Origin of the sequence: Shinella sp. CPCC 101442 (genome assembly GCF_024704725.1) — a bacterium.
Classification (GTDB): domain Bacteria; phylum Pseudomonadota; class Alphaproteobacteria; order Rhizobiales; family Rhizobiaceae; genus Shinella.
Genome location: NZ_JALIQS010000017.1, coordinates 44,532 through 60,970, shown reverse-complemented (window position 1 = coordinate 60,970; position 16,439 = coordinate 44,532). Strand labels below are relative to the sequence as shown.

The 16,439-nt window shown below is 62.9% G+C and carries 18 protein-coding genes; 15 read left to right on the top strand and 3 right to left on the bottom strand.

What is annotated here, in order from left to right; genetic code table 11:
* Positions 1-130 (top strand): aldehyde dehydrogenase family protein (locus MUO32_RS28745; protein ID WP_257951265.1); only part of this gene is annotated, 130 nt, incomplete at its 5' end.
* A gap of 64 nt (positions 131-194) precedes the next feature.
* Entirely contained in the window at positions 195-995 is an 801-nt protein-coding gene (locus MUO32_RS28740) for an HpcH/HpaI aldolase/citrate lyase family protein (protein WP_257951805.1), read from the top strand.
* Here the strand turns inward: MUO32_RS28740 and MUO32_RS28735 are convergent.
* Together MUO32_RS28735 and MUO32_RS28730 are read right to left on the bottom strand one after the other, a co-directional pair.
* Complete coding sequence (locus MUO32_RS28735; protein ID WP_257951804.1) at positions 989-2,080, bottom strand: mannitol dehydrogenase family protein; 1,092 nt, start codon at positions 2,078-2,080, stop codon at positions 989-991. The two genes, MUO32_RS28740 and MUO32_RS28735, sit on opposite strands and share 7 nt — an antisense overlap.
* A 10-nt stretch (positions 2,081-2,090) precedes the next feature.
* The gene (locus tag MUO32_RS28730; RefSeq protein ID WP_257951803.1) at positions 2,091-2,969 is read right to left on the bottom strand and encodes a GntR family transcriptional regulator; all 879 of its coding nucleotides are present in this window, start codon (positions 2,967-2,969) and stop codon (positions 2,091-2,093) included.
* 190 nt (positions 2,970-3,159) lie between these two features.
* Here MUO32_RS28730 and MUO32_RS28725 point away from each other — a divergent pair, with 190 nt between their 5' ends.
* The 9 genes from MUO32_RS28725 (at position 3,160) to MUO32_RS28685 (ending at position 12,408) form a co-directional block, all read left to right on the top strand.
* Positions 3,160-4,179: an aldo/keto reductase gene (locus MUO32_RS28725; RefSeq protein WP_257951802.1), complete on the top strand. Its 1,020-nt coding sequence runs from the start codon at positions 3,160-3,162 to the stop codon at positions 4,177-4,179.
* 26 nt (positions 4,180-4,205) lie between these two features.
* Positions 4,206-4,655, top strand: a complete 450-nt coding sequence (locus MUO32_RS28720; protein ID WP_257951801.1) for an RbsD/FucU family protein — start codon at positions 4,206-4,208, stop codon at positions 4,653-4,655.
* A 209-nt stretch (positions 4,656-4,864) separates the two neighbouring features.
* Positions 4,865-5,854: an ABC transporter substrate-binding protein gene (locus MUO32_RS28715; protein ID WP_257951800.1), complete on the top strand. Its 990-nt coding sequence runs from the start codon at positions 4,865-4,867 to the stop codon at positions 5,852-5,854.
* 87 nt (positions 5,855-5,941) lie between these two features.
* Entirely contained in the window at positions 5,942-7,489 is a 1,548-nt protein-coding gene (locus tag MUO32_RS28710; RefSeq protein ID WP_257951799.1) for a sugar ABC transporter ATP-binding protein, read from the top strand.
* A gap of 28 nt (positions 7,490-7,517) precedes the next feature.
* Positions 7,518-8,492, top strand: coding sequence for an ABC transporter permease (locus tag MUO32_RS28705; protein WP_257951798.1), 975 nt, complete (start codon positions 7,518-7,520; stop codon positions 8,490-8,492).
* Position 8,493: 1 nt separating this feature from the next.
* Positions 8,494-9,510, top strand: a complete 1,017-nt coding sequence (locus MUO32_RS28700) for a zinc-binding alcohol dehydrogenase family protein (RefSeq protein ID WP_257951797.1) — start codon at positions 8,494-8,496, stop codon at positions 9,508-9,510.
* A 188-nt stretch (positions 9,511-9,698) separates the two neighbouring features.
* Positions 9,699-10,988 carry a polyhydroxyalkanoate depolymerase gene (gene phaZ / locus MUO32_RS28695; protein WP_257951796.1) on the top strand — a complete coding sequence of 430 codons (1,290 nt, stop codon included), beginning with the start codon at positions 9,699-9,701 and terminating at the stop codon, positions 10,986-10,988.
* 128 nt (positions 10,989-11,116) lie between these two features.
* Positions 11,117-11,551 (top strand): DUF2852 domain-containing protein, encoded by a 435-nt coding sequence (locus MUO32_RS28690; RefSeq protein WP_257951795.1) that lies wholly within the window; start codon positions 11,117-11,119, stop codon positions 11,549-11,551.
* 95 nt (positions 11,552-11,646) lie between these two features.
* Entirely contained in the window at positions 11,647-12,408 is a 762-nt protein-coding gene (locus MUO32_RS28685; protein WP_257951794.1) for a M48 family metallopeptidase, read from the top strand.
* A 27-nt stretch (positions 12,409-12,435) separates the two neighbouring features.
* On the opposite strand, the gene MUO32_RS28680 is transcribed toward MUO32_RS28685, so the two are convergent.
* On the bottom strand, positions 12,436-12,630 hold the full coding sequence (locus MUO32_RS28680; protein ID WP_257951793.1) for a YqaE/Pmp3 family membrane protein: 195 nt from the start codon (positions 12,628-12,630) through the stop codon (positions 12,436-12,438).
* A gap of 129 nt (positions 12,631-12,759) precedes the next feature.
* Here MUO32_RS28680 and MUO32_RS28675 point away from each other — a divergent pair, with 129 nt between their 5' ends.
* Genes MUO32_RS28675 through accD form a run of 4 tightly spaced genes read left to right on the top strand, consistent with a single transcriptional unit; the run spans position 12,760 to position 16,438 of the window.
* The gene (locus tag MUO32_RS28675; RefSeq protein WP_257951792.1) at positions 12,760-13,434 is read left to right on the top strand and encodes a phosphoribosylanthranilate isomerase; all 675 of its coding nucleotides are present in this window, start codon (positions 12,760-12,762) and stop codon (positions 13,432-13,434) included.
* The gene (trpB, locus tag MUO32_RS28670) at positions 13,431-14,651 is read left to right on the top strand and encodes a tryptophan synthase subunit beta (protein WP_257951791.1); all 1,221 of its coding nucleotides are present in this window, start codon (positions 13,431-13,433) and stop codon (positions 14,649-14,651) included. The genes MUO32_RS28675 and trpB overlap by 4 nt, the downstream gene beginning before the upstream one ends.
* 2 nt (positions 14,652-14,653) lie before the next feature.
* Positions 14,654-15,493, top strand: coding sequence for a tryptophan synthase subunit alpha (trpA, locus tag MUO32_RS28665; RefSeq protein WP_257951790.1), 840 nt, complete (start codon positions 14,654-14,656; stop codon positions 15,491-15,493).
* A 42-nt stretch (positions 15,494-15,535) separates the two neighbouring features.
* Positions 15,536-16,438 (top strand): acetyl-CoA carboxylase, carboxyltransferase subunit beta, encoded by a 903-nt coding sequence (gene accD, locus MUO32_RS28660; protein WP_257951789.1) that lies wholly within the window; start codon positions 15,536-15,538, stop codon positions 16,436-16,438.
* Position 16,439 lies beyond the last annotated feature (1 nt).

Genomic DNA, 16,439 nt, shown 5'->3' with positions numbered 1-16,439 from the left:
CGGCCTGATCTCCACGGCGGAAGCGCCATTCGGCGGTGTGAAACTCTCCGGCCTCGGCCGCGAGGGCTCGCGCTATGGCATCGAGGAGTTCACCGAGATCAAATATGTCTGCCTTGGTGGTATTGCCTGAGCAGCGTCAAATGGAGCGCCGGCCGGCAATCTTGCCGGCCGGTTTACTTTCGAGAGGGAAAATCGTGGCGGCACCCAAAAACACTTTCAAGGCAGCGCTTCGCGACGGCCGGTTCCAGCTCGGTCTGTGGGCGGCGCTCGGCAGCGCCTATGCGACGGAAATCCTCTCGACCAGTGGTTATGACTGGCTGCTGATCGACGGCGAACACGGCCCGAACGACATGCCGCTGATCAGCGCGCAGATTGGCGCGCTGCGCCATAGCCCGACCCATGCCATGGTGCGCCCGCCGATGGGCGAGGCCTGGATCCTCAAGCAGTTGCTCGACCAGGGTGCCCAGACTTTTCTCATCCCCATGGTCGAATCGGCTGAAGAGGCGAAGGCGCTGGTGCGCGCCCTGCGCTACCCGCCGCATGGTATCCGCGGGGTCGGCGCCGGCCTCGGCCGCGCGAGCGATTTCAACCGCACGCCGGACTACATCACCACCGCCAACGAGCAGATCTGCCTGATCGTGCAGGTGGAAAACCGGGCGGGCCTTGCGGCGGTCGACGAGATCGCCGCGGTGGACGGCGTCGACGGCATTTTCATCGGCCCGTCGGACCTGGCCGCCGACATGGGCCATCTCGGCAATCCCGGTGCGCCGGAAGTGCTTGATGCCATCACACACATCTTCGAACACACCAAGGCGCATGGCAAGGCACGCGGCATCATGACCGTCTCGCTGCCGCAGGCCGAAGTCTACCGCGATCTCGGCGCGGACTTCCTGGCGATCGGCACGGACGTGAACTGCCTTGTATCGGCGGTCGAAAACCTGCGCCGCAGCTTCCTCGGCGAAAAGGAAGCAGAAAAGCGCGGCGGCGGTTACTGACCGCCGGCAATCGCCAACAGTTCAGGCTTGGGCACATCAGGCGTCCAGGCATGGAAATCGACGATGCGGCGGACGAGCTTCTCCGCATGGTGGTTGGCGATGTCGCGCAGGCGGTGATCGAGGAAGGGATTGTCGAAACGCTCCAGTGTGGCGGCGACATAGTCTTGCGCTTCCGTCCCGAGCCCCTTGGCGACAAAGCCCGGCACGACTTCCTGCCTGTAGACGGATAGCAGCCGCTCCCGAACGCGGCTGTCTGCAAGGATCGCCTTGACGGTCTCATCCGCCGGGCGGTTTTCCTTCATCCAGATATCCGCCAGCACCGTATGGCCGAGATTGAGAACGTGCAGCTTCAGCTTCTCATAGGGCGTGAGATCGTCGACGACGAGAATGTCGGGATGCGAGCACGGGACCTTCAGCCCCGGCTGACGTTCGATCGCCCAGAGTGCATAGGGTTCCGCCACGGCGCCGGCGGGCTCTATCGGTTCGGAGACGATCCGATCGACAAGCGTGTTGGCCCAGATCACCTCATCGGACAGCCATTTGCGAAAATCAGACTCCGGATAACGATCGGCCTGCAGGTTCAGGATCAGCCGCTTCAGCACGTCACCGTTGCGCGCGACGAGTTCGCACGGCAGCACGGTGAGGCCCCGCCGGTTCGCGCTGTAGCGGGCATGAAGAAGCGCCAGCAGTTTGCCCGGGAACGAGGCCGGCACGGGTCCGGCAAGGTCGTCAGCGCCGATCTGGTAACCGGTGTCGCCCGTGTTGGAAATCACCACCTCGGCCTCGTCGCAGAACACCGTTTCGACGGCATGCCAATCCGTTGCCGTTGAAAGCGCGCGGGCTATGCTCGTTGCGCGCTGGGTGCTGTCGATATCCTGCCCATCCTTTCGGCCCCGCACGATGACGGGATAACCATCCGGCACGGCAAGTGCGGCGAGCCGCCCGGCGCGTTCCGGCGCTCCGGTCGTCTGCACGACGGTGATGCGGCCGAGCGCCTCGCCGCGCTCCAGCGCTTCGCTGACGAAAAGGTCGGCATGGGCCTGCAGGAAGCGGCTGGTTCCGAATTGCAGGATGGGCGTTGTCATGAAAATCCCGTCAGTTGATGGATTGCAGCAGGGTTTCGCGCGCCGATTTCAGGTGCTGGCGGCAGGCCTTTTCGATACGGGCGGGATCGCGCGAGCGGAGTGCCGCGATATAGGAGAGGTGTTCCTCCAGCGCCCGTGCATTGCGCTGGCGGGCATTCGTCTTGTTCCACTGGTAGTGATAGTGGAAGACGATGGCGATCACGTCGTAGAAATCGACGACGAAGCGGTTCTTCGAGGCGCGGTGCACCAGAAGGTGAAAGCGTTCATCGAGCTCGGAAAAATCGAGATAGCGGTTCTCGATATCGGCAAGGATCGCGTGATGCACCGCTTCGATGGTGTCGAGTTCCTGCCAGGCCGGGTGCTCCTCCGGCAGATGCGCAAAGGCGGCGGCGGAACGCAGCTCGAACATTTCGCGCACCTCCGTCAGTTCCAGCGCGAAGTCGCGGGTAAAGCCTTTCAGCACCCAATGGCTGTTGGGCCGTTTTTCGATGAGGCCGAAGCGGCTGAAGCGGATCAGGAATTCTCGCACGCTCGTCGTGCCGATGCCGATCTCGCGGGCCAGTTCCAGTTCGTTGATCTGCATGCCGGGCTCCGCGCCTCCGGCCAGAATCCGGCGCATGAAGCTGCGCTCGATGATTTCCGACAGCGAATCCGTCTCTTCCGTCGGAAAATAGTCGGCCGCCTCGGGTTTGCGCAACACGATCTTCCGGCGCTTTTCCCAGGTGAGCAGCCCGACCTCCTCAAGCCGGGTCAGGATCGCGCGCACGGTCGTGCGGCTGACGCCGAGCGTAGTACCCAGCTCCGGCTCGGATGGCAGGCTCGGCGTCTGCTCCAGCAGCTTGACGCAGCGATTAAAGGCGTCCTTGAAGACGGTGTTCTGTTTGGCCATGGGTGCCGCCGGTTGTTGGGATTCGCGTCCCTTAATGGCTGACCGGGAAAATGGCCAGACGCGCGGCTGCCAAACCGCCCGTCGTCATCCTCCCGGTTCCTCCTCCCTTCATATTACCCATTGACGGCGATCTGTCTATTGTCGATAAAAGACAAAAGCGCTGACGGGAGGATGTCGGCCGGGAGGGGGCATGAGGACACGGACCATCGGGAGGACGGGCCTTGCCGTGACCGAATTCAGTTTCGGCACCGCTGCCCTTGGCGGGCTCTATCGCGCCTGCCCGCGTGATGTCGCGATGGCGACGCTGGAGGCGGCCTGGGATGAGGGCCTGCGCTATTTCGATACAGCCCCCTGGTATGGTTTCGGCCTGGCCGAGCGCGTCACGGGCGATTTCCTGCGCGACAAGCCGACGGACAGCTATGTGCTTTCCAGCAAGGTCGGCCGCATCATGTTTCCGGTGCCGGACGATAGGGTGCCGAGCTACGGCTTTGTCGATCCGCTGCCCTTCGATGTGCGCTATGACTACAGCTATGACGGCATCATGCGCTCGGTCGAGCTCAGCCACGCGCGGCTCGGCCTCAACCGCATCGACATCCTCTATGTGCACGATATCGGGATCTATACGCACGGCGCTGAGCGCAATGCCCACCATCTGCGCCAGTTCTTCGGCTCCGGCCTGAAAGCCTTGCAGGAGCTGAAATCATCCGGGACCATCAAGGCCTTCGGCCTCGGCGTCAACGAGGTGCCGGTCTGCCTCGACGTGCTGCGGGAGGCCGATCTCGACTGCATCCTGCTTGCCGGCCGTTATACGTTGCTGGATCGCTCCGCGACGGCGGAGCTGCTGCCGCTCTGCGAGCGGAAGGGCACGTCGCTGGTGGTCGGCGGCGTCTTCAACTCCGGCATTCTCGCAACGGGCCCGGTCGAGGGCGCACATTTCGACTATATGCCGGCGACACCTGATATAGCCCGCAAGGTCGGCGCGATGATGGACAGTGCCAGGAGCTGGGATGTGCCGCTTGCGGCGCCAGCCCTGCAATTCCCGCTGCAGCACCCGGCCGTCGCCTCCGTGCTGTTGGGGACGGCGAGGCCGGAGAGCCTGCGCGGCAACATGGCGCTGGCGCGTCTGGATCTGCCAAAAGACATTTACCCGGCTTTCGAGCCGCATACACTGGTGGCGCCCGCGCTTGGGCAAGACGCCGTCAGGCAATAGATTTCGATCGGGAGGATCGGAAAACCATGTTGAAAGGCATTCATCCGCTGCTCGGACCCGAGCTTCTGCACGCCATCCGGACAATGGGCCACGGCGACGACATCGTCATTGCCGACGCCAATTTCCCTTCGAGTTTTTTAGGCCCCAAGGTCATTCGCGCCGATGGCGTGGATGCCGTCTCGATCACCGAGGCCATCCTTGCCCATATGCCGCTCGATACGTTCGTGCCGCAGGCGGCCTGGCGCATGGAGGTGGTCGGCGATCCTGCGGCGGTGCCGGAGGTCTGTGTGACGTTCCAGAATCTGGTGCATCGGCTGGCCGGCGATTTCACCGTTCACTCGGTCGAACGCTTCGCCTTCTACGAGATGGCAAAAAAGGCGGCCTACATTGTCGCCACGACGGAATTCCGCCTCTATGGCAATATCATTCTGAAGAAGGGTGTTTTGCACCCGCATGAGGTCTTCCGGGCGTCGTAGAACGCGGCGGCCACCGTTTGGGAGGACGGGGCGATGAACCGGAACGCTTGGAATTGCAGTTTTTTCGCTGAACTTCATCTGCTTGCCAGGGAAACGGCTCGGGTGTAGCGTGCCGCATAAATGTTTTTTATCGATAAAAGGTCGAGTTGTTCGCTTCCTGCAACACGATCCCGCAAGGAGGACAGGAAGCATCTGAGAGGAGAAACCAGATGAGCATTGTAAGATCGCTTCTGTCCCGTCGCGCCTTCACGGCACTGGCGGGTGCCGCAGTCCTCGCCACCATGGTGCCCGGCGCGTCCGTCGCGCAGGAGGTCACCATCCCGATCATCGTCAAGGACACCACGTCCTTCTACTGGCAGATCGTGCTCGCCGGCGCCCGTGCTGCCGGCAAGGATCTCGGCGTCAATGTGCCGGAACTCGGCGCCCAGTCGGAATCCGACATCAACGGCCAGATCAGCATTCTCGAAAACGCCGTCGCCGGTGGTCCTGCCGCCGTTGTCATCTCGCCGACGGAATTCAAGGCGCTCGGCAAGCCGGTCGATGAAGCGGCAAAATCCGTTCCGATCATCGGCATCGACTCGTCGGCGGATTCCAAGGCCTTCACCTCGTTCCTGACCACGGACAACGTGCAGGGCGGCCGCATCGGCGCTGATGGCCTTGCCGCTGCCGTCAAGGCCGTGACGGGCAAGGAAGAGGGCGAGATCGCCATCATCACCAGTCTGCCGGGTGTCGGTTCGCTCGACCAGCGCCGCGAAGGCTTCCTCGATCAGGTCAAGACCAAGTATCCGGGCCTGAAGGTCGTGGCGGACAAATATGCGGACGGTCAGGCCACCACCGGCCTCAACATGATGACCGACCTCATCACCGCCAACCCCAACCTCGTCGGCGTCTTCGCCTCCAACCTCATCATGGCGCAGGGCGTCGGCCAGGCGATCGCCGAAAACAAGCTCGGTGACAAGATCAAGGTGATCGGCTTCGACTCGGACGAGAAGACCGTCGGCTTCCTCAAGGAAGGCGTGCTGGCCGGCCTCGTCGTGCAGGACCCCTACCGCATGGGCTATGACGGCGTGAAGACGGCGCTCGCCGTCTCCAAGGGCGAGAAGGTCGAGGCTTTCGTCGACACCGGCGCCAACCTCGTGACCAAGGACAACATGGCCGATCCGAAGATCGACGCCCTCTTGAACCCGAAGGTCAACTGATCGGTCAGGCCATGACGGTTTGACCACGCCCCGCCCGGGCGGCATCATCCGGGCGGGACGCTTTCCGCAGTCAGGGAGGACAACGCGATGAGCAGCCTCGAAGAGCTCAGCCATCGGCATGACGACCAGGCGAAACGCGCCGACACCGTGCCGCGCGGCGCGGCGATCCTCGAACTGCGGGGCTTGCAGAAGAAATACGGCCTCGTCGAAGCACTGAAGCCCGCGACCGTGACCTTTCTCGCGGGCGAAATCCACGCCATCGTCGGCGAGAACGGCGCCGGCAAATCGACCCTGATCAAGCTTCTGACCGGCGTTATCACGCGCACGGCGGGCGAAGTGTTCTGGTGCGGCAAGCCCGTCCAGCTCGCGACCCCCACCGAGGCGATTTCGCGCGGTATCAATGCCGTGCACCAGGAGGTCGTGCTCTGCGCGCATCTCTCCGTTGCCGCCAACATGTTTCTCGGCGACGAGATGAACCGCTACGGCATGATGCGCAAGGGCGCCATGGAAAAGGCCGCTCAGGCCGTTCTGGACGATCTCGGTTTCCAGCTTCCCGCCGCCGCACTTCTCGGCAGCCTCACCATTGGCCAGCAGCAGCTTGTCGCGACCGCAAAAGCCGCCATGCGCGGTATCCGCTTCCTCATCTTCGATGAACCGACGGCCTATCTCACACGGCAGGAATCGGCGCAGCTCTTCCGGCTCATTCGCCGGCTGCGCGATCAGGGCGTCACCATCGTCTATATCAGCCACCGCATGGAAGAAGTCTTCGAACTGGCCGACCGCGTGTCGGTGCTGCGCGACGGCACCCATGTCGGCACGCGCCTGATTGGCGAGACCAACGAGACCGAGCTGATCGCGCTGATGATCAACCGCACGATCGAGCAGATCTATCACAAGGAGAAAGTCGCCATCGGCAAGCCGATCGTCGAGACCAAGAGCCTTTCCGGACCCGGTTTCGAGGATGTATCGTTGACGGTGCGGTCGGGCGAGATCGTCGGTCTTTACGGCCTCATCGGTGCCGGGCGCAGCGAATTCGCGCTGGGGCTCTATGGCCGCCAGCCGGTGAAATCCGGTGAAATCTACTGGGAAGGGCAGAAGGTCGAGATTCCCCATGAGCGCAAGGCAATGGATCTCGGCATTGCGCTGGCGCCGGAAAGCCGGCGCGACCAGGGCCTTTGCCTCAACCTGCCCATCGGCCTCAACATCAACCTGCCGGTCTTCAAGCGGCTGAGTTCGGGCCTCGTCATCCGTAAGGGCGACGAGGCTGAGAATGCCGAACGGCAGATCCGCGACCTGCGCATCAAGACGCCGTCGCGCCGCGTGCTGGCGTCCGCCATGTCCGGCGGCAACCAGCAGAAGATCGTCATCGGCAAGTGGCTGAGCCACGGCGCAAAACTTTTCATCTTCGACGAGCCGACCGTCGGCGTCGACGTCGGCACCAAGGCGGAGATTTACCGGCTGTTCGGCGAGCTTCTGAAACGGGGCGCCGGCATCATCCTGATCTCGTCCTACCTGCCGGAGGTCTACGAACTGTCCGACCGGCTGCACGTCTTCCGTGGCGGCCGGCTCGTTGCGAGCCACGACCATCGGGCGGGCACCCATGAAGACGTCCTGACCCAGGCTATCGGCATCTGAACGCTGCGCTAAAAAAGGGAGAAGAAACATGAGCGTGGATACGACGACGGAAAGCGCACCGGCACCGAAGAGAGGCAGGAACATCCTGCTTGGCCTCACGCTGTTCGGGCTTTTGGCGGCGCTGTGGCTGGCGCTCGGCCTGTCCACCAATGCCTTCTGGACTCCGGGTAACATTTCCAATCTGCTGCGTCAGGGCGCGATGACGGCCATCCTCGCCGTCGGCCAGACATTTGTCATCATCACCGCCGGCATCGACCTGTCGGTCGGGGCGATCGTCGGTTTCACCAGCGTCATCGTCGCCTGGCTGCTTCAGGCGGGTGTTCCGCTCTGGGCCTCGATCATCCTGACACTCCTGATGGGTGTGGCGATCGGTGCCTTCCATGGTTTTGGCATCGTGCGCATGGGCCTGCCGCCCTTCATCATCACGCTGGCGACGCTGACATCCCTGCGCGGCATCGGCCTGCTCATCACCAACGGTTCGACGATTTCGATCAACCACGAGGGTTTCACCAACTTCTCCCGCACCGATTTCCTCGGTGTGCCGAGCCTGTTCTGGATGGTCATCCTGGTGGCGATCCCGGCTTTTGTCTTCCTGCACCTTTCGCGCTTCGGCCGCTATCTCTTCGCGGTCGGTTCGAACAGCGAGGCGGCGCGCCTGTCGGGCGTCAATGTCAACCGCACGATCTATCTCGCCTATATTCTCTCGGCCACCTGCGCGGCCTTCGTCGGCCTGCTGCTCGCCTCGCGCATCGGCATCGGCAATGCGACGCAGGCGGAAGGCTGGGAGTTGCAGGCGATCGCTTCCTCGGTCATCGGCGGTACCAGCCTGTTCGGCGCGGTCGGCTCGGTGCATGGCCCGCTGCTCGGCGCCTTCATCTTGGCCACCATCAACAACGGTGCGAACCTGCTCAACGTCAATTCGTTCTGGCAGCGCATCATCACGGGCCTGTTGATCATCGTCATCGTCTATTTCGACCAGTTGCGTCGTCGCGGAAGCCGTTGAGATGAAAGCTGTCGTCTGCATGGAACCCGGCCGCCTCGAGGCGGTCGAACGGGGGCGGCCGGTCGCGGTGCCGGATGGCTGGGCGCGCGTCGCCGTCAGCCATGTTGGTATCTGCGGCACGGATTATCATATCTTCGAAGGCAAGCACCCGTTTCTGGAATATCCCCGTGTCATGGGTCACGAGGTCTCCGCGACGGTTATCCATCCCGGCGCAAGCGGCCTTGCCGTTGGCGCGCCGGTCGTCGTGAACCCCTATATTGCTTGTGGCACCTGCATTGCCTGCCGCAAGGGCAAGCCGAACTGCTGCACGGCCATCCGCGTGCTCGGCGTCCATACCGATGGTGCCTTCTGTGAAGAAATCACCGTACCCGCGGAAAACCTTTACCCGGCTGAAGGCCTTTCCCTGGAGGCTGCGGCGACCGTCGAATTCCTGGCCATCGGGGCCCATGCCGTGCGCCGCTCGCTGGCGCATACCGGCTCCCGCGCCCTCGTCATCGGTGCCGGCCCGATCGGTCTCGGTACTGCGCTCTTCTCGCGCATCGCCGGTCATGCCGTGACGCTGATGGACACATCGGCCGAGCGCCTCGCCATGGCCGCCGGGCGCTTCGGCTTCGCATCCGGCATTGTTGCCGATGAAACTGCCGCCGAAGAGGTGAGGCGGGTAACGGGAGGCGACGGCTTCGATGTCGTCTTCGATGCGACCGGCTACGGCAAATCCATGGAGGCGGCCTTCGGCTATGTCGCCCATGGCGGGGCGCTGGTGCTGGTCAGCGTGGTAAAGGACGAGATTCGCTTCTCCGATCCGGAGTTCCACAAGCGCGAAATGATGCTGATCGGCAGTCGCAACGCGACGCGGGCCGATTTCGAGCATGTCGTGGCGAGTATCCGCGCCGGCCATGTACCGGTGGAGGCGCTCGTCACCCATCGCACGACGCTGGACGACGTGCCCATTGACCTGGCGCGCTGGGCGACTGAAAAGACCGGACTGATCAAGGCCGTCGTGCGCGTTGCCGGATAGGTGCCGGATGGAACGGTGCCTGGAACGGCGGCGGTTCGTTCATTTCCGCGAAAGGTTCACGGGCGTAGGATGCCAGTGTGGCATGTTGCCACGCAGCGAAAACCTGTTAGTGTTTTCGCAACTGCGGAAACCGGGTGAGACGGCGTGGTGCAAGAGCACCGCACCGGGAAAATGGGATAACGCGTCCGATGTATTATCAGCTCTACGAACTCAACCATGCGATGATGGCGCCCTGGCGCGCTGCGGCGGACCAGATGCGGATCGCCTTCCGCAACCCGCTCAATCCGATCTCGCATACCTATTTCGGCCGCACCATGGCCGCGGGCTTCGAGGTTCTCGAGCGGACCACCCGGCGCTACGGCAAGCCGGCCTTCGACCTGCCCACCACGCCGATCGACGGCAAGGACATCTCCGTTCACGAAAAGATCGTCTGGAAGCGTCCCTTCTGCAATCTCATTCATTTCGAGCGCTGTCTGCCGGCCGGCCACCGCAAGGATCCGAAGATCCTGATCGTCGCGCCGATGTCGGGCCACTATGCGACGCTTCTGCGCGGCACCGTCGAGGCGCTGCTGCCGCATGCCGAGGTGCATATCACCGACTGGATCGATGCCCGCATGGTGCCGATTTCCGAGGGCTCCTTCGATCTCGACGACTATATCGACTACGTTATCCAGATGCTGCATGCGCTGGGTCCGGATACGCATGTGATCGCCGTCTGCCAGCCGGCGGTGCCGGTGCTGGCGGCCGTTGCCGTCATGGAGGCGGACAACGATCCGCTGTCGCCCTCCACCATGACGCTGATGGGCGGGCCGATCGACACGCGCATCAATCCGACCGCGGTCAACAACCTCGCCAAGGAAAAGCCGCTCGACTGGTTCCGCGACAATGTCATCATGCCGGTTCCGTGGCCGCAGCCGGGCTTCATGCGCCAGGTCTATCCGGGCTTCCTGCAGCTCTCGGGCTTCATGTCGATGAACCTCGACCGCCATGTCGTCGCGCACAAGGAGTTCTTCGCCCATCTCGTCAAGAACGACGGCGACGCGGCCGAAAAGCACCGCGATTTCTACGACGAATATCTCGCCGTCATGGATTTGACCGCCGAGTTCTATCTCCAGACCGTCGAAACCGTGTTCATGACGCACGCGCTGCCGAAGGGTGAAATGATGCACCGTTCGCGCCCCGTCGATACGACGGCGATCCGCAAGGTGGCGCTTTTGACCGTCGAGGGCGAGAACGACGATATCTCCGGCGTCGGCCAGACCAAGGCGGCGCAGACGATCTGCACCAACATTCCCGACGACATGCGCATGCACTACATGCAGCCGGATGTCGGCCATTACGGCGTGTTCAACGGCTCGCGCTTCCGCAAGGAGATCGCGCCGCGCATCCTGTCTTTCATCGAGACCCACGGCAAGGCCAACAAGGCAAAGCTGGTGCCGCATGTCATCAAGGGCGGCAAGGCCGGCGGCGCAGCCTGATTTTTCGGGCTCGTTTCAGGCACTTGTCCGAATTCATGCGCCATCGTCTTGAACGCGATGGGCGGTCTAACCACATCGGATTCATCGGAAACCGAGGTGGTTTCCGCCGATCGTGAGGAAGATTGCACATGAACCAGTCAGCGCTCATTCGTCCGGACTGGACGCCTGCGACCATCGCCCTGATGGTGCTGGGCTTCGTGGTATTCTGGCCGCTCGGCCTTGCCATGCTTGCCTACATCATCTTCGGCGATCGCCTGAGAAACTTCAAGAAAGACGCCAACGACAATCTCGACGGCATGTTCGCCTCCTGCCGCAGCAAGTTCCGCGGTGGCCGTGGCCATGCGTTCCGCAGCGCCACCGGCAACGTCGCCTTCGACGATTGGCGTGATGCCGAACTCGCCCGCCTCGACGAAGAGCGCCGCAAGCTCGACGAGATGCGCGAACAGTTCGATGCCTATAGCCGCGAGCTTCGCCGCGCCAAGGACCAGGAGGAGTTCGACCGTTTTATGCGCGAACGCCGTGCCGAGGGTCGTGGCGATGTGCCGGGCTTCCCGGCGACCTGATACCATCGGGACAGATGAAGACAGAGCCGGCGCCGCGAGCGCCGGTTTTGCGTTGAGGCATTTCAGCCGGCCTCGAATCGGTTATGAAAGGCAGCATGTTCTCCTTGCTTCGCAAGCCCCGAAAGGCCCTGAAGACGCCGCCTCCGCCGGAACGGCGCGAGCTTGACGTCAATGGCAGGCGCCTGCCGCTCACCATCAAACGGGATTCTCGCGCGACACGGCTGACGCTTCGCATCGAGCCGGGCGGCCGGGCGCTGCGCATGACGGTGCCGTCAGGTATTGCCGAGCGCGATATCCGCGATTTCCTCGATCGCCATCAGGGCTGGCTGATGACGAAGCTCGCCAAATTCCGCACGACGAACGAACTGGCCGACGGCGGTTATGTCATGATCCGCGGCATCGCCCACCGCATCGAGGCGACGGGCCGGCTGCGCGGTCTGACCGAGGCCGTCATCGTCGAGGACGAGGCGGTGCTGCGTGTCGGCGGCATGGAGGAGAGTATTCCCCGCCGCATATCGGATTTCCTGAAGAAGGAAGCCCGGCTGGAGTTGGACCGGCTGGTTGCCGTCCATGCGGGCCGCATCGGCAGGAAAGTGAAGTCGCTGACGCTGCGCGATACCCGCAGCCGCTGGGGTTCCTGCTCCGCGGATGGCGCGCTCAGCTTCTCCTGGCGCATTGCCATGGCGCCGCCGCATGTCATCGATTATCTCGCTGCCCATGAAGTGGCGCATCTTCGCGAAATGAACCATAGCCCGGATTTCTGGGACCTTTGCGAGCAACTGTGCCCAACGACGCAAGAGGCCAAGCGCTGGTTGAAGCGCAACGGCAGCCTGCTTCATGCCGTGGACTTCGGCTAGGCAGCCCGAAGCGCGTTCCGCCAAAAACTAGCGACGATTTGCAAGCGCTTCGCTGATCTTCTTGTCCGTATTGTACTGGCTAAGCGCATAAACTGCCCAGATCGCGGCCGGCAGCCAGCCGATCAGCGTCACCTGCAAAATGAGGCAGATAATGCCGGCAATCGGCCGCCCGATGGTGAAAAACACGAGAAAGGGCAGAAGGATGGCGATGATGAGCCGCATGATGGTCTCCGGTCTGTCGTTTCCTTCCATATGGGCAGCGCTGCGGCCCGTGCAAGGGTGGCGTTTCCGGTCCTGTTGTCGCCGTCTTTCGGCTCGACTCTTCCGGTGATTCGTGCGAACCCGTTCCCCATGAAACGCGACATTAAAATCTGCGGGCTGAAGACCGAAGAGGCCGTCGACAAGGCGGTTGCGCTCGGTGCCACCCATATCGGCTTCATCTTTTTTCCGAAAAGCCCGCGCAACATCGAGCCCTCCGACGCCGGCCGTCTGGCCGACCGCGTTCGCGGCCGCGTGAAGATTGTTGCGGTGACGGTTGATGCCGACAGCGATACGCTGGACGAGATCGTCGACCAGCTCTCGCCCGACATTCTGCAACTGCATGGCGCGGAAAGCCCGGAACGGGTGCTGACGGTCAAGGCGGTCTATGGCCTGCCCGTCATGAAAGCCTTTTCGGTGCGTGAGGCGGACGACCTGAAGAAGATCGATCCCTATATCGGCATCGCCGACCGCTTCCTGTTTGACGCGAAACCGCCGGCAGGCTCTGAACTTCCGGGCGGCAACGGGGTCTCCTTCGACTGGAAACTCATGCATTTGCTTGACGGAAGCGTCGATTACATGCTTTCGGGTGGGCTGAACAAGGATAACCTCGCCGAGGCCATTCAACTGACCGGCGCGCCGGGCATCGACACCAGTTCGGGTGTCGAAAGCGCGCCTGGGGTCAAGGATCTCGGCCTGATGGAAGCGTTTTTTGAGGCGGCGAACAAGGCGGACGACAAGACCGCCGTCGCAGGGAGAGGCAAGTGAACCAGTCACCCAACCTGAATTCGTATCGCGAAGGTCCCGATGAGGACGGTCGCTTCGGCATTTTCGGCGGTCGTTTCGTCGCCGAAACCCTGATGCCGCTGATCCTCGAACTTCAGGCGGAATGGGACAAGGCCAAGACCGATCCGGCCTTCCAGGCGGAGCTGAAGGACCTCGGTGCGCACTATATCGGCCGCCCGAGCCCACTCTATTATGCCGAACGCCTGACGCAGCATCTCGGCGGCGCAAAGATCTATTTCAAGCGCGAGGAGCTGAACCACACCGGCTCGCACAAGATCAACAATTGCATCGGCCAGATCCTGCTCGCCAAGCGCATGGGCAAGACACGCATCATCGCCGAAACCGGTGCCGGCCAGCATGGCGTGGCCTCGGCCACCGTCGCCGCGCGCTTCGGTTTCCCCTGCGTCGTCTATATGGGTGCGACCGACGTCGAGCGTCAGGCGCCGAACGTCTTCCGCATGAAGCTGCTCGGTGCCGAGGTGAAGCCCGTCACCGCCGGCAGCGGCACGCTGAAGGATGCTATGAACGAGGCGCTGCGTGACTGGGTCACCAATGTCGACGACACCTATTACCTGATCGGCACCGCCGCCGGCCCGCATCCCTATCCGGAGCTGGTGCGCGACTTCCAGTCGGTCATCGGCACGGAAGCCCGCGAACAGCTGCTCGCAGCCGAAGGCCGTCTGCCGGATATGGTCATCGCGGCCGTGGGCGGTGGTTCCAATGCCATCGGCATCTTCCATCCGTTCCTCGACGACAAGAGCGTCCGGATCGTCGGCGTCGAAGCCGGCGGCAAGGGCCTCGACGGCGATCTGCACTGTGCCTCGCTGACCGCCGGCTCGCCGGGCGTGCTGCATGGCAACCGCACCTATCTGCTGCAGGATGCCGACGGCCAGATCAAGGAGGGCCATTCGATCTCGGCCGGCCTCGATTATCCCGGCATCGGCCCGGAACATGCCTGGCTGCACCAGATCGGCCGTGCCGAATACGTTCCGATCATGGACGACGAGGCGCTGGAAGCTTTCCAGCTGCTGACCAGACTTGAAGGCATCATCCCGGCGCTGGAGCCGAGCCATGCCATAGCCGAAGTGATCAAGCGTGCGCCCAAGATGGGCAAGGACCAGATCATCCTGATGAACCTCTCCGGCCGCGGCGACAAGGATATCTTCACCGTCGGCAAGATCCTCGGCATGGAGCTCTGAGCATGACTGCACGCATGGACAAACGCTTCGCGGATCTCGCCGCGGAAGGCCGCCCGGCCCTCGTCACCTATTTCATGGGCGGCGATCCGGATTATGCGAGCTCGATCGAGATCATGAAGGCGCTGCCGAAGGCCGGTGCCGACGTCATCGAACTCGGCATGGCCTTTTCCGATCCGATGGCCGACGGCCCGGCGATCCAGCTCGCCGGCCAGCGCGCGCTGAAGGCCGGCCAGACGCTCGCCAAGACGCTCCAGATGGCGCGCGACTTCCGCAGGCAAGATGACGCGACCCCGATCGTGCTGATGGGCTACTACAACCCGATCTACATCTACGGCGTCGAGCGTTTCCTCGATGAGGCGCTGGACGCCGGCATCGACGGCCTGATCGTCGTCGATCTGCCGCCCGAAATGGACGACGAACTGTGCATCCCGGCGCTTGCCAAGGGCATCAACTTCATCCGTCTCGCCACGCCGACGACGGACGAGAAGCGCCTGCCGGCTGTTCTGAAGAACACGTCGGGCTTCGTCTATTACGTCTCGATGAACGGCATCACCGGTTCTGCCTTGCCGGATCCCTCGCTTATCGGCAGCGCCGTCGGCCGCATCAAGGCCCATACGAAGCTGCCGGTCTGCGTCGGCTTCGGCGTCAAGACGGCCGAGCATGCACGGGCCATCGGCGCTTCGGCGGATGGCGTCGTCGTCGGCACGGCCATCGTCAACCAGATCGCCTCCAGCCTGACGGCGGAAGGCAAGGCCAGTGCCGCCACCGTTGCCGGTGTCGAAACGCTGGTCATGAGCCTCGCATCGGGCGTGCGTGCGTCGCGCCTTGCGGCGGCGGAATAAAGTTCCCACATGGGAACCACCATTATAACGGGAGTCTAGACCGTGAACTGGATCACGAATTACGTTCGGCCGAAGATCAACTCGATGCTTGGCCGCCCTGACCGGGATGTACCGGAAAATCTCTGGATCAAGTGCCCGGAAACCGGCGAGATGGTATTCCATCGCGATCTCGAGGAAAACAAGTGGGTCATCCCGGCCTCGGGCTACCACATGAAGATGCCGGCCAAGGCCCGCCTCAAGGACCTCTTCGACGATGGCGTCTATGAGGCTCTGCAGCAGCCGAAGGTCGCGCAGGACCCGCTGAAGTTCCGCGATTCGAAGAAGTATGCGGATCGCCTCAAGGACAGCCGCATCAAGACGGACCTCGAAGACACGATCGTCGCTGGCGTCGGCAAGGTGCGTGGCGTCAAGCTCGTCGGCGTCGTGCATGAATTCAACTTCATGGGCGGTTCGCTCGGCATTGCCGCCGGTGAGGCCATCATCAAGGCCTTCGAACGGGCGATTGCCGAAAAGTGCCCGCTCGTCATGTTCCCCGCCTCGGGCGGCGCGCGCATGCAGGAAGGCATCCTCTCACTGATGCAGCTGCCGCGCACCACCGTTGCCGTGGAAATGCTGAAGGAAGCGGGCCTGCCCTATATCGTCGTGCTCACCAACCCGACGACGGGTGGTGTCACGGCGTCCTACGCCATGCTGGGCGATATCCACCTGGCCGAGCCGGGTGCCGAAATCTGCTTTGCCGGCAAGCGCGTCATCGAGCAGACCATCCGCGAAAAGCTGCCCGAGGGCTTCCAGACTTCGGAGTACCTGCTGGATCACGGCATGGTCGATATGGTCATCAAGCGCCATGACATTCCCGATACGCTCGCCCGTCTTCTGAAGATCCTCATGAAGAAGCCGGCGGCATCGGTGGTCGGAAACGGCGCCGTCGCCATCGCGGCCCAGTAAC